The sequence below is a fragment of the Streptomyces sp. CCM_MD2014 genome, from assembly GCF_000772045.1.
GTDB lineage: Bacteria > Actinomycetota > Actinomycetes > Streptomycetales > Streptomycetaceae > Streptomyces > Streptomyces salinarius.
Map to the genome: position 1 here is coordinate 3,500,361 of NZ_CP009754.1, position 12,629 is coordinate 3,512,989.

A 12,629-nucleotide genomic window follows, 5' to 3' on the forward strand; every position below is an offset into this window, starting at 1 on the left:
TTCAGGTATCGGAGCCGGTCACGGAGGGCGGCGGCTGCGTCCCCGACGGCTCGGACGGGGCCGACGTCGGCCGATCCGTCGGCGCCGTCCGGGTCGTCGGCGTCGCGGGCACCGAGGTCGCCGGCGTACCGCTCCCGTCGTCGCCTCCGTCCACGAGCAGTACGGCGGCCGAGACCCCGGCGCCCGCCGCGGCGACGACCAGCAGCACCGCCATGAGCACGCTCCGCTTCACGCTCCGTCGCGCACGCGGGGGCCCGCCGGTCGCGGCCGCCGCCGCGGTCGCGGGCGTACGGCCCGTGCTGAGGTAGGCGCGCAGCATCCGCTGCGCCGACGCCGCGTCCAGCCGCCGTCGCGGATCACGCTCCAGCAGTCCCCGTACGACCGGCAGGAGCGGTCCGGCCTGCGCGGGCGGGCGGATCTCCTCGGTGACCACGGCGTGCAGCACCCCGCCCAGCGAGTCGCGGTGGAAGGGGGACGCGCCGCTGAGGACCGCGCACAGCAGCACGCCCAGCGACCACAGGTCGGACTCCGGCCCGGTCCCGGCACCGGACATCCGCTCCGGGGCGGTGTACTCGGGGGAACCGACGAAGGAGCCGTTCTCGGTGAGTGTGGTGGAGCCCGCTACCTGGGCCACGCCGAAGTCGGTGAGGACGACCCGGCCGTCCTCGGCGAGCAGCACGTTCGACGGCTTCACGTCCCGGTGCAGGATCCCCGCCGCGTGGGCAGTGTCCAGGGCGTCGAGCAGGGCGATGCCGATGCGGGCGGCCTCGGCGGCGTCGACGGGGCCGCGGCCGACGACCCGGTCGGCGAGCGAGCCGCCGTCGACCAGTTCCATGACCATGTAGGCGCGTTCGTCGTCCTCGACCACGTCGTGCACGACGATGACGTGCGGATGCCGCAACTGCGCGACCGCGCGGGCCTCGCGCAGGGTGCGTTCACGGCGCCGTCGAGCCTCGGCAGCGGAGAGGGTCTCGTCGAGGGGAAGCGCCTTCACGGCCACTTCGCGGGCGAGCAGTTGGTCGGTGGCCCGCCACACGATGCCCATGCCGCCGCTGCCGAGCCGCTCATGGAGCCGGTAACGGCCCGCGATGACACGCCCGCCCGCCCCCTCGGTCACCATGCGTCCCATCATGCCCCACCGGACGCACCGGCTCCGGACCGCTGTCACACGGGTGGCCGACAACCGACGGGTGCGTGGGTGTGCCGTCGCCGCCGCGGGCTCAGCCGGTCTTCTCCTGCCAGCTCTGCAGCACCGCCTTGAACCGCCGCTGCGTGGTCGCCCAGTCGCCGGCCGGTCCCGTCATGTTGAGGGCGTACTCGACGCCGTCGCGGGACATGTACGACTGCGACACGGCCCGGCGCGGGCCGGGGAACTCGGTGTCCTTGGCCAGCGCGGTCCAGCCGTACTCCCACCGGGAGCCGTCGCGGTCGCGGTAGGTGGCGCGTTCCAGGGCGATGCGCCGGTAGCCGACCAGCCGCCCGGCGAGTTGCGCGTCCAGGTCCTGCTGGTGCGCGTACGGGTCGCTGTAGTCGGGCGCGGTGTCCACGGAGATGCGGATGACGTGCTCGCCGCCGTCGGGGGTGTAGTCGATCTGCCGGAGTTCGCCGCTGTCGCCGTCGAAGTCCCTGCGCTGCCAGTTCGCGGGCAGGTAGAGGCTGAAACCCAGCGGGTCGTCGCGGCGCACCCAGTCGGCCGGGACGGCTCCGCCGGGACCCTGGCCCGCCTTGCCGGAGGCGGACGGGGAAGCGGAGCCGGACGGCGCGTGGGTGGGGTCGGAGCCGGCCGACGCGCCGCCGCCGTCCCGCTGTTGCAGCACCACGGCGGTGCCCGCGCCGATGAGCGCGGCGACGGCGACGACCAGGGCGAGCGTGCGTATCCGCGCCCGCCGGGGGCGTCGGGGAGCGACGCCGCCCGCCGTTGCGGCCATGGCTCCGGTGGCCGCGTAACCGGGCACCGTGTGCCCCGTCGCCGCGGGTCCGACCGCGGTGGGGCCGGTCACCGGCGGGTACGGCGTGGCGGTGCTTGCGCCCATCGGGCCCGGGGCTCCCGGCACGCCCGGTGCACCGGGTGTGGTCGTTCCGTGCGTCCCCGCGGTCCCCGGCGCCCCGGGTATCCCCTGGTGGACCGTGTCGCCGGCCCGCGGCGGGGGTCCCGTGTGGCGGGTGGTCGGCACGTAGGCCTGGGCCTCGTTCGGGCGCCGACCCTCGGCCGCCTGGGCGAGCAGGTGCTCGGCCTCGGTCGCGTCGGGCCGGTCGGCCGGATCCTTGCGCAGCAGGGCGCTGATGACGGGCGCGAGCGCCCCGGCGTACCGGGGCTCGCCCGCCTCCTCCTCGACGACCGCCTGCATGGTGGTGAGCGGGGAGGTGCGGCGGAACGGCGACCTGCCCTCCACCGCCGTGTACAGCGTCGCGCCGAGCGCCCACAGGTCGGAGGACGGGCCGGGGTCGTGGCCGCGGACGCGTTCGGGCGCGAGGTAGTCGACGGAGCCGACGACCTCTCCGGTCCGGGTGATGGTGGAGTCGCCCTCGATCTGCGCGATGCCGAAGTCGGTGAGCAGGACGCGTCCGTCGTCGGCGAGCAGCACGTTGCCCGGCTTGACGTCGCGGTGCAGGACCCCGGCGGTGTGCGCGGCACGCAGGGCGCGCAGCACCCACAGGCCGATCCGGGCCGCCTCCCGCGGTTCGACCCGCTCCTCCTCCTTGACCGCGTCGGCCAGCGAGCGCCCCTCGACCAGCTCCATCACGATCCACGGCCGGCCGTCGTGTTCGAGGACGTCGTGCACCGTGACGACGGCCGAGTGGTTGATCCGTGCCGCCGCGCGCGCCTCGCCCCGGGTGCGCGCCAGGAGGATGGCCTGGTCGCTCTCCGAGACGTAGAGCGCGGCGGTCAACTCCTTGATGGCGACGGTCCGGTGCAGCACCTCGTCGTGTGCGCGCCACACCCGGCCCATGCCGCCGCTGCCGATGGCTTCCCCGAGCCGGTAGCGATCCGCGACGAGCCGGCCCTGCATCTGATTCACGTTGCCCCGCAATGGTCTTGTCAGGGTCAGACTAGGGACCGGCCACCGTCCGGGGAACGGGTGGGGTGGTATGGAAACCGCTCTGTGACGGTTGTCGCTTTCCGTGACGGCAGGCAACCATCGGGCCGAACTGCCGTCAGCGTGTGTACTGGTAGGTCGTCGAGGCCTGTTCGAACAGCCGGGTCACCTCGTCACGCTCCGCCGCCGGGCCGCGGACCTGGAGCACGTGGTAACGCCCGTCGATGAGCATGGCGACGTTGCGCACGTACAGCTCGCCGTCGGCGCCGGTCCAGGTGAACTGCCCCTCCGCCATGGTCCGTCCGCCGACCTCGATCGTCCTCAGGCCGCTGGAGGTGGCCCAGCTGGAGGCGCGGTACGACGCCAACTCGGGCTCGCTGTCGCGCTGGTAGGTCATCGGGTCGTCGCCGAACTCGGAGGCGCGGTCACGGCCGGGCACGACGATCAGCTCGAAGTCGCCCTTGCCGTAGACGACCTGGCCGCTGCCGTTGCGCGGGGTCCGGTTCCAGCCCTCGGCGACGGCGATGCGGAAACCCTCCGCGTCCTTGCGCAGGGTGAACCCGTCGGCGACGTTGGACTGGGTCTCGGGGCCGCCCGCCGTCCGCGAGGCCTCGGGGTCGGGCGCCGGTGACGTCCGGTCCGGCCGGGATTCGCCGTCGGCCTCCGGCGACTTGGCGGGCGGCGCCTGGCTCGCCTCGCCGGCGGCACCCGTCCGGTCGGCACCTCCGGCTCCGCTCGTGTCGTTCTCGGGCATGAAGAACATGGCGTACGCGACGGCACCGGCCAGCGCGAGCAGTATCAGCAGGAGCAGTGTCCGGCCGAGACTGCGGGGGGAGCGGCCGGTCTCCTCCCTGCCCCGCTTGTGACGTCCGTGGTGCGCGGGCAGCCCGGCGCGGCGCCTGCGCACCAGCTCGCCGCGACGGCGCACGATGGGCAGCCGGCCGGTCTCGACGGGCGGTGCGGAGATGACGTGCAGGCCGGCCTCCGGCTCGGGCGCGGACCGTACGAGCGAACGCAGCCAGCCACTCAGCTCCTCGAACTCGATGCGCTCGGTGGGGTCCTGACGCAGCAGCGACTCCACGACCGGTCGCAGCGGCCCGCACTCCTCGGCGAACGCGGGCGGCTCCGCGCACACGATCTGCACCAGCTCGGCGGTCGACTCCTCCGGGTACGGCGCGTGGCCCTGTACGGCGCGGAAGAGCAGCGCGCCCAGGGCCCACAGGTCGGTGGCGGGGCCGATGGGCGCGGCGAGCTGCCAGTTCTCGTGCACGGGCCCGGCCTGCTCCGGCGCCCAGCGCTCGGTCACGGGCCCGACCACGGCCATCCGCGTCTGCCGGGACCGCTCGGCGGCGAGCGCGGTGGCCGGACCGCGCGCCACCGGGGTGCGCGCCACCAGGTCGTCCCAGCGCGCGGCGGACGCGGCCCCACCGTCCTGCGCCGGCACGCCCGGCCCGCCGACGCCCTCCCGAGGGGCGACGACCGGCCCGGAAGCGGCTGCCGGTTCACCGTCCGGGCGGGGGGCGGGGAACGCCGGGGCGCCGGGGCGCCGGGCTGCGGGGGGCGCCGGGTCCCCGGGCGTTCGGGGGGCGGCGCCGTGCCAGGAGGTGGTGCGTACGCCGTAGGGGTCGGCGATCCGCCCGGGCGGGACCGGGTCGTCGGACGACGCGGGGTCAGCGGCCGCCCCGGCGCCCTCCCGGCCGTCGGCGTCGTCGTACGAGGGGCGGGGACCGGCGGTGAGTCCCGGTCGTCCGCTGTCCGTGCCGGGGCCGTCGGCCCGCGCGGCGGCGTCGGGGGCGGGGCGGGCGCCCGGCAGGGCCGCGCGCCCGTTCTGGGCCTCCTGGACGCGGGCCGCGGCCCTGGCACCCGCGCGGTAGGCGGCGATCGCACCGGCGCGGGCGGCGCGGACGTCCTCGCCGGCGTCGAGCGACGCGGGTGCGAGCGGGGCGGGGGGCCCGCCGGGCCCCGGGCCCCCGGTCACCGGGAGCCCGCCGACGCCCCGCGCCTCGATGGCGGCCCGCCGCGCTGCCTCGGGGTCGGCGTCGCCCGGGCCGAAGACCGCGGTCCGGGCGACGCCGCCGCCCGGGCCGAAGGTCCCGTTCGGGTCGGCCGCGGGGACCGGCTCCTCGTCGGGCGGCCGGGGCACCGGGTCGTACCCGCACAGCGCCTCCTCCGCCGCGCCGACGGCCAGGCCGGTCAGCATGACGCGCCCGTCGTCGCAGACGAGCACGGTGCGTGCGGTGATGTTGCGGTGCACCCAGCCGTACGAGTGCAGCACCCGCAGCGCCAGCAGGACGTCGGAGGCGACCTCGGCCGCCCGGTACGGCGTCAGGGTCTGTTCGGCGAGCAGCGCGGCCAGCGGCCTCGCGGCCACCAGCTCGCTGACGATCCACAGCGAGCCGCCCTCGGCGAACACGTCGAAGACCTGGTCCAGGCGCGGATGGTCGGGCACCGCCGCCGCGGCCTGGGCGGCCTCGACCGCACGCCGAACCACCGGATCGGCCGGCCGCCCGGGGCCGCCGCGCGCGGCCGGTGACCGCCGGCCGGTGCCGCGGACGCCGCCGTCCCGGGCCGTGAAGCCGTCGGGCAGGCCGTCCGCGTCGAGCACCTCGGCCTCGACGACTTCCGGCAACGGCACCTGGCGGACCAGGACTTCCTGTCCGCTGTAGGTGTCGAAGGCCCGGCTCTCGGTGAGTTCGTACTCGTCGGAGGGCGGCAGCGGCAGGCGGTAGCGGTCGGCGAGTACCCGTCCCGCGTAGTCGTCCACGTCGCCACCCCCGGCAGCCGTCGGTCAAATCCGTTCGCCCGGCGGGCCGTTCCGGCTGCGTACGGTCCGCAACCACTCACGATACGTGCCGGAGGCAACCCGCAATGAGCTGATGCCAGATATCGGGCGGGTCAAACCCGGAACCCGGTGCCCGGGCACCGGGTCCCCTCCGCTCAGGACTTGGGTTCGAAGGTCTTCGACAGGGTCCGCCAGGTGTCCCGGCGCAGATCCTCGCCCCAGTCCGCGGCCTTCGCGGTGTACATGAGCGCGTAGCCCTGGTGGTCGTTGACGACGAACCCCCGGTCCACGGTCCGGTACTTGGTGCCGCCGTCGGTGTAGGTGAACTCCCAGTCGGCCGCGTTCCAGCCCCGGTAACCCACCTTCTCTATGCGGATCTTCTCGTAGTTGGAGCGGACCATGTACCGCTCCTGGTTCTTCCAGTCCGCGACGGGGTCCCCCTTGGGCGTGGAGGTCCAGGCGACCAGCAGCTTCTGTCCCCGGGGCCCGGTGAAGCGGTCGCCCGCGGAGCCCGTGGAGGCGAACTTCCAGCCGTCGGGGAGTCCGATGCGGTAGCCCTGGTCTCCCTGGTGGGTGGCGGCCACGTTCTCGTCGTCGTCGGACTTCCCGGCGTCGTCCGACTCGCCCCCGTCCTCACCGGAGGCGCTCGCTCCGGTGTCCGGGGCGCCGCTCGCGTGCCCGTCGGTCGTGGGGTCGGAGGCGGAGCCGTCCGTGCTGGTGCCGCTCCCCTCGTCCTGCTTGGTGTCGCCGCTCGCTCCGGCGGAGGCCACGGCCTTGCCGCCGCTGCCGCCCTCGGCGCCCTGGTCTTCGTCGCCCCCGCCGAGCGTGAGGGCCAGCACCGTGCCGAGCACGGCCAGGGCCACGACCACCGCGATGATGATCAGCGTCCGGCGCGGCACCACGTCGGTGAGCGGCGCCCGGGGCACGGACCGGGCCGGCAGGTCCGGCGGCGGCACGACGGGCCACCCGGAACTCTTCGCACCCGGTGCGCCGGCCGACGCACCGGCCCCCGAACCGGCCGTGCCGCCGGCGGCACCGGCACCCGGGCCCACCCGGGGCGCGGGCACGGCACCAGTCGCCCGCGCCGGACCCGCGGCACCAGCAGCACCCGAGGCACCCGTCGCGCGCGTGGCACCCGCCGTCGTCCCGCCGCTTTCGCCCGGCCGGGCCCGCGAGGCGGCCGCCGCACCGGCGGCACCGGCCCCGACGGCGGCCTTGCGCACGGAACGCAGCGCTCCGCGCAGCTTCTCCCCGGCCTCCTCGGCCCGCTTGGCAGTGCCCGCGGAGCCGCCCCGACGCCCGCGCCCTTCCGGCTGCGGGGGCAGCGGCACCACCTTGGTGGCATCCACCGGTTCGCCCCCGGCCGTCTGTTCCTGGGCGTGGATGACCTTGTTGAGCATCGCGCGGGCGCCCGCGTCGTCGAGCCGCTGGTCGGGGTCCTTGGTGAGCAGCCCGTAGATGACGTCCCGCAGCGGGCCGGCGTTCTTCGGCTCCTCCAGGTTCTCCGTCATCACCGCGGTGAGCGTCGCGATCGCCGAGCCCCGGTCGTAGGGCGGGATGCCCTCGACGGCGGCGTACAGCAGCCCGCCCAGCGACCACAGGTCCGCGGCCGGGCCGGGCTTGTGGCCTCGGGCGCGCTCCGGGGAGATGTAGGAGGGGGCCCCGACGAGCATGCCGGTGGAGGTGATGGAAGGGTCGCCCTCGACCTGGGCGATGCCGAAGTCGGTGAGCACGACCCGGCCGTCCTCGGCGATCAGTACGTTCGACGGCTTCACGTCGCGGTGCAGGATGCCCTCGCGGTGCGCGGAGCGCAGCACGTCCAGGATGGCCAGCCCGACCTCGGCGGCCCGCTTCGGCTCCAGCAGACCGTCCTCACGGATGGCCTCGGCGAGCGACTTGCCCTCGACGAGTTCCATCACGATCCACGGCCGGTCGTCCTCCTCGACGACGTCGTAGACCGTGACGGCGCTGTTGTTGCGGATCCGCGCGATCGCCTTGGCCTCGCGCAGCGTACGCGTGATCAGGCGCCGCTTCTCCTCCTCGTCGATATTCCCCGGGAACCGCAGCTCCTTGACGGCGACCGTGCGTCCGAGGGTCTCGTCCTCCGCGCGCCACACCGTCCCCATGCCGCCGCGGCCGAGCACGTCTCCCAGCCGGTACCGCCCGGCGAGGAGACGTGCGCTCTTGTCCGTACGGGATGTCCCCGCCCGCTCCGCCTCCGACATGCGTCCCCTCATGCAACCCGCCCTGACAGAGCCTTCATTGTCCCTCACCCGACAAGTGCTCTACGCCCAGGGTGCCCGCAGGGTTCCCGCCCGCCCTCCTTACCGCGCCACGATGTCCGGCGCCCCCAGCCGGGCCGCGTCGGCCGTCAGGTCGTCGGGCTGGCGCTGCGACTCGCGCTCGGCCTCGACCCGCTTCTCGTAGTGCTGGATCTCCCGTTCGACCTGGCCCTTGTCCCAGCCGAGGACCGGTGCCATCAGCTCGGCGACCTCGCGGGCGCACTGCGTTCCCCGGTCGAAGGTCTCGATGGAGATGCGGGTGCGCCGGGTGAGTACGTCGTCGAGGTGCCGCGCGCCCTCGTGGGATGCGGCGTAGACGACCTCGGCGCGCAGGTAGTCGTCGGCGCCGGTGAGGGGCTCGCCCAGGGAGGGATCGGCGGCGACGAGTTCGAGCAGCTCCTCCGTCAACGCGCCGTAACGGTTCAGCAGATGCTCCACGCGTACGACGTGCAGTCCGGTGCGGGCGGCGATCCGGGCCCGCGCGTTCCACAGCGCGTGGTAGCCCTCGGCGCCCAGCAGCGGGGTCTCCTCGGTGACGCAGTCGGCGACCCGCAGGTCGAGTCCGTGCACGGCCTCGTCCACGGCGTCCTTGGCCATCACCCGGTACGTCGTGTACTTGCCGCCCGCCACGACGACCAGGCCGGGCACGGGATGGGCGACGGTGTGCTCGCGCGACAGCTTGCTGGTGGCGTCCGACTCGCCGGCCAGCAGCGGGCGCAGCCCGGCGTACACGCCCTCGACGTCGTCGCGCGTGAGAGGCACCGACAGCACCGAGTTGACGTGTTCCAGCAGGTAGTCGATGTCGGCGCTGGAGGCGGCCGGGTGGGCCTTGTCGAGGTCCCAGTCGGTGTCCGTGGTGCCGATGATCCAGTGCCGGCCCCAGGGGATGACGAACAGCACGGACTTCTCGGTGCGCAGGATCAGCCCGGTGCTGGAGTGGATGCGGTCCTTGGGCACGACCAGGTGGATGCCCTTGGAGGCCCGGACGTGGAACTGGCCGCGCTCGCCCACCATCGCCTGGGTGTCGTCGGTCCACACCCCGGTCGCGTTGACCACCTGCTTGGCGCGGACCTCGTACTCGCCGCCCGCCTCGACGTCCCGCACCCGCGCGCCGACCACCCGTTCGCCCTCGCGCAGGAAGGAGGTGACCCGGGCCCGGTTGGCGGCCTTGGCGCCGTACGCCGCCGCGGTGCGCACCAGCGTGGCCACGAAGCGGGCGTCGTCCATCTGGGCGTCGTAGTACTGCAGCGCGCCGACCAGCGCGTCCTTCTTCAGCGCGGGTGCCACGCGCAGGGCGTGACGCCGGGTCAGGTGCCGGTGCAGCGGCAGCCCCCGGCCGTGGCCGCGGGCCATGGACATGGCGTCGTAGAGCGCGACGCCGGAGCCCGCGTACAGCCGCTCCCAGCCCTTGTGCTGGAGCGGGTACAGGAAGGGCACCGGCTTCACCAGGTGCGGCGCCAGCCGTTCGAGCAGCAGTCCGCGCTCCTTCAGCGCCTCCCGCACGAGCACGAAGTCGAGCATCTCCAGATAGCGCAGCCCGCCGTGGATCAGCTTGCTGGACCTGCTGGAGGTGCCCGAGGCCCAGTCCCGCGCCTCGACCAGGCCGACGGACAGGCCGCGCGTCACGGCGTCGAGTGCGGTGCCCGCACCGACCACGCCGGCGCCCACCACCAGTACGTCGAGCTCGCGCTCGGCCATGGCGGCGAGCGACTCGGCGCGCTGCGCCGGCCCAAGGGTCGCTGTCCTCACTGCTGCCTCCCGCTGTCGGTCGCGTCGGCCGCACCCGTCGGGCGAGCCCGGTTCCTGGTACCCACCATGCCCAGATTCTGACCTTCCTGCCCGACTTCGGCAGACGCAGGCCCGAACCTGTGGACAACTTCCCCCCGGGCCCGTACCGGCAGGCGGCGCGCCGTCGACACTCGCCGAAACTCCGCAGATCAATCCCGCAAATCGGTCATATTTACTCCTAGTCTGACGTTGTGCTCGCCCATCCTGTCCACCGGGCTTGCGCACCTGCCCCGCTTCGGTTACTGGGAAGGACGGCCCACGCCATGCCCGCAGATCTCGCCGTCATCGGACTCGGCCCGTACGGCCTGCCCCTGGCCCAGGCCGCCGTCGCCGCCGGCATCCCCACCCTCGGCTACCGCACCGGCCCCGAGGCCGACCCGCTCACGCCCGCCGAGGTCCGCCGGATGCTCGCCACGGGCTTCCGCACCCCGAGCGGGCCGTCCGGGCCGGCCGAGCTGGGCCGCGTCCGCACCGCCGTCATCTGCGCGCCCACCCCGCCGGGAGCGGACGGCGGCCTGGACCTCACCCAGGTGGAGGCCGCGGCGCACACCCTGGCCGCCCACATGCGCCCGCACACCACGGTGATCCTGGAGTCCCCGGTGCGCCCCGGGACGACGGAGGACTTCCTGCGCCCGCTCCTGGAGCGGGGCTCCGGGCTGCGCGCCGGCCGCGACTTCCACCTCGCCTACTCCCCCAGTCGCGTGGACCCCGGCAACCGCGACTTCACCCCGGCCAACACGCCGAAGGTCATCGGCGGCCTCACTCCGGCCTGCACCGAGTCGGCCGCCGCCTTCTACAGCCGGCTCACCGACAAGGTGGTCCGGGCGCGCGGACCGCGGGAGGCGGAGACGGTCCAGCTCCTGGAGACCAACTTCCGGCACGTGAACATCGCCCTGGTCAACGAGATGGCCGTGCTCTGCGACGACCTCGGCGTCGACCTGTGGGACGTCCTGCGCTGCGCGGAGACCAAGCCGTTCGGCTTCCAGGCCTTCCGCCCCGGCCCCGGCGTCGGCGGCCACTCCGTCCCCCAGGACCTGACCGGCCGGGCCCCGCACAGCCTGCGCATGGTGGAGCTGGCCCAGCAGGTCAACGCCCAGATGCCCCGCTACGTCGTCCAGCGCGCCGCCGCCCTGCTCAACGAGCACGGCAAGTCCGCGCGCGCCGCCCGGATCCTCCTCCTCGGTGTCACCTACAAGGCCGACCTCGCGGACCAGCAGGCCACCCCGGCCGAGGAGATCGCGACCCGCCTGATGTCCATGGGCGCCGCCGTGAGCTACCACGACCCGCACATCCCGTCCTGGAACGTCGCCGACCGCCCCGTCCCGCGCGCCGACTCCCTCTACGAGGCCGCCGCCGACGCCGACCTCACGATCCTGCTCCAGCAGCACCGCACGTACGACCTCCAGGGCCTGTCGGTCAAGGCCCAGCTCCTCCTGGACACGCGGGGGGCCACGCCGACGGGGGCGGCGCACCGGCTCTGACCGCGCCGTGCGGACACACGAGGGGCCCGGAGCGTCGGCTCCGGGCCCCTGGGTACGGCGTTCGGGTGACTACCGCCGGTGCTGCGAGTCCGCGACCGTGACCTCGACGCGCTGGAACTCCTTCAGCTCGCTGTAGCCGGTGGTGGCCATGGCGCGGCGCAGGGCGCCGAAGAAGTTCATCGAGCCGTCGGGGTTGCGGGACGGGCCGGTGAGGATCTCCTCGATGGTGCCGACCGTGCCGAGGTCGACCTTCTTGCCGCGCGGCAGCTCCTCGTTGACGGCCTCCATGCCCCAGTGGTTGCCCTTGCCCGGCGCGTCGGTCGCGCGGGCCAGCGGGGAGCCCATCATCACGGAGTCGGCGCCGCAGGCGATGGCCTTGGGCAGATCGCCGGACCAGCCGACGCCGCCGTCGGCGATGACGTGCACGTACCGGCCGCCGGACTCGTCCATGTAGTCCCGGCGGGCCGCGGCCACGTCGGCGACCGCGGTGGCCATGGGCACCTGGATGCCCAGCACGTTGCGCGTGGTGTGGGCGGCGCCGCCGCCGAAGCCGACGAGGACGCCCGCGGCGCCGGTGCGCATCAGGTGCAGGGCGGCGGTGTAGGTGGCGCAGCCGCCGACGATCACCGGCACGTCGAGCTCGTAGATGAACTGCTTCAGGTTCAGCGGCTCGTGCGAGCCGGACACGTGCTCCGCGGAGACGGTGGTGCCGCGGATGACGAAGATGTCGACGCCCGCGTCCACGACGGCCTTGGAGAACTGGGCGGTGCGCTGCGGGGAGAGCGCGGCGGCGGTGACCACGCCCGAGTCGCGCACCTCCTTGATGCGCTGCCCGATCAGCTCCTCCTTGATGGGAGCGGCGTAGATCTCCTGGAGGCGGCGGGTCGCGTTGTCGGTGTCCAGCTCGGCGATCTCGTCGAGCAGCGGCTGCGGGTCCTCGTGCCGGGTCCAGAGCCCTTCCAGGTTGAGGACGCCGAGGCCGCCCAGCTCGCCGATGCGGATGGCGGTGGCCGGGGAGACGACCGAGTCCATGGGAGCGGCCAGGAACGGCAGCTCGAAGCGGTAGGCGTCGATCTGCCAGGCGATCGAGACCTCCTTCGGGTCCCGCGTACGGCGGCTGGGGACGACGGCGATGTCGTCGAAGGCGTACGCCCGGCGGCCGCGCTTGCCGCGCCCGATCTCGATCTCAGTCACGTCTGTGGCCTTTCCCTGATGCGTTGCAGCGCCTTCCAGTATCCCCGACGGGTGCGCCGGGGCA

General features: G+C 74.3%; 7 protein-coding genes. 1 reads left to right on the forward strand and 6 read right to left on the reverse strand.

The genetic code is table 11. From position 1 onward, the window contains the following. Position 1: 1 nt before the first annotated feature. From NI25_RS15120 to NI25_RS15140, 5 genes are all read right to left on the reverse strand, one after another. Positions 2-1,129, reverse strand: coding sequence for a serine/threonine-protein kinase (locus NI25_RS15120; protein WP_061446930.1), 1,128 nt, complete (start codon positions 1,127-1,129; stop codon positions 2-4). 91 nt (positions 1,130-1,220) lie between these two features. Beyond that, positions 1,221-3,011 carry a serine/threonine-protein kinase gene (locus NI25_RS15125; RefSeq protein ID WP_061442975.1) on the reverse strand — a complete coding sequence of 597 codons (1,791 nt, stop codon included), beginning with the start codon at positions 3,009-3,011 and terminating at the stop codon, positions 1,221-1,223. 145 nt (positions 3,012-3,156) lie between these two features. Next, positions 3,157-5,802, reverse strand: coding sequence for a protein kinase (locus NI25_RS15130; protein ID WP_061442976.1), 2,646 nt, complete (start codon positions 5,800-5,802; stop codon positions 3,157-3,159). 173 nt (positions 5,803-5,975) lie between these two features. After that, positions 5,976-8,045 (reverse strand): serine/threonine-protein kinase, encoded by a 2,070-nt coding sequence (locus tag NI25_RS15135; protein ID WP_061442977.1) that lies wholly within the window; start codon positions 8,043-8,045, stop codon positions 5,976-5,978. A 99-nt stretch (positions 8,046-8,144) separates the two neighbouring features. After that, a complete protein-coding gene (locus NI25_RS15140) occupies positions 8,145-9,851 on the reverse strand; it encodes a glycerol-3-phosphate dehydrogenase/oxidase (RefSeq protein ID WP_061442978.1) in 1,707 nt (568 codons plus the stop codon). A 302-nt stretch (positions 9,852-10,153) separates the two neighbouring features. Here NI25_RS15140 and NI25_RS15145 point away from each other — a divergent pair, with 302 nt between their 5' ends. Next, the gene (locus tag NI25_RS15145; protein ID WP_061442979.1) at positions 10,154-11,371 is read left to right on the forward strand and encodes a nucleotide sugar dehydrogenase; all 1,218 of its coding nucleotides are present in this window, start codon (positions 10,154-10,156) and stop codon (positions 11,369-11,371) included. A gap of 69 nt (positions 11,372-11,440) precedes the next feature. Here NI25_RS15145 and NI25_RS15150 read toward each other — a convergent pair whose 3' ends face one another. Next, positions 11,441-12,565 carry a GuaB3 family IMP dehydrogenase-related protein gene (locus tag NI25_RS15150; RefSeq protein ID WP_052839813.1) on the reverse strand — a complete coding sequence of 375 codons (1,125 nt, stop codon included), beginning with the start codon at positions 12,563-12,565 and terminating at the stop codon, positions 11,441-11,443. Between the last annotated feature and the right edge of the window lie 64 nt (positions 12,566-12,629).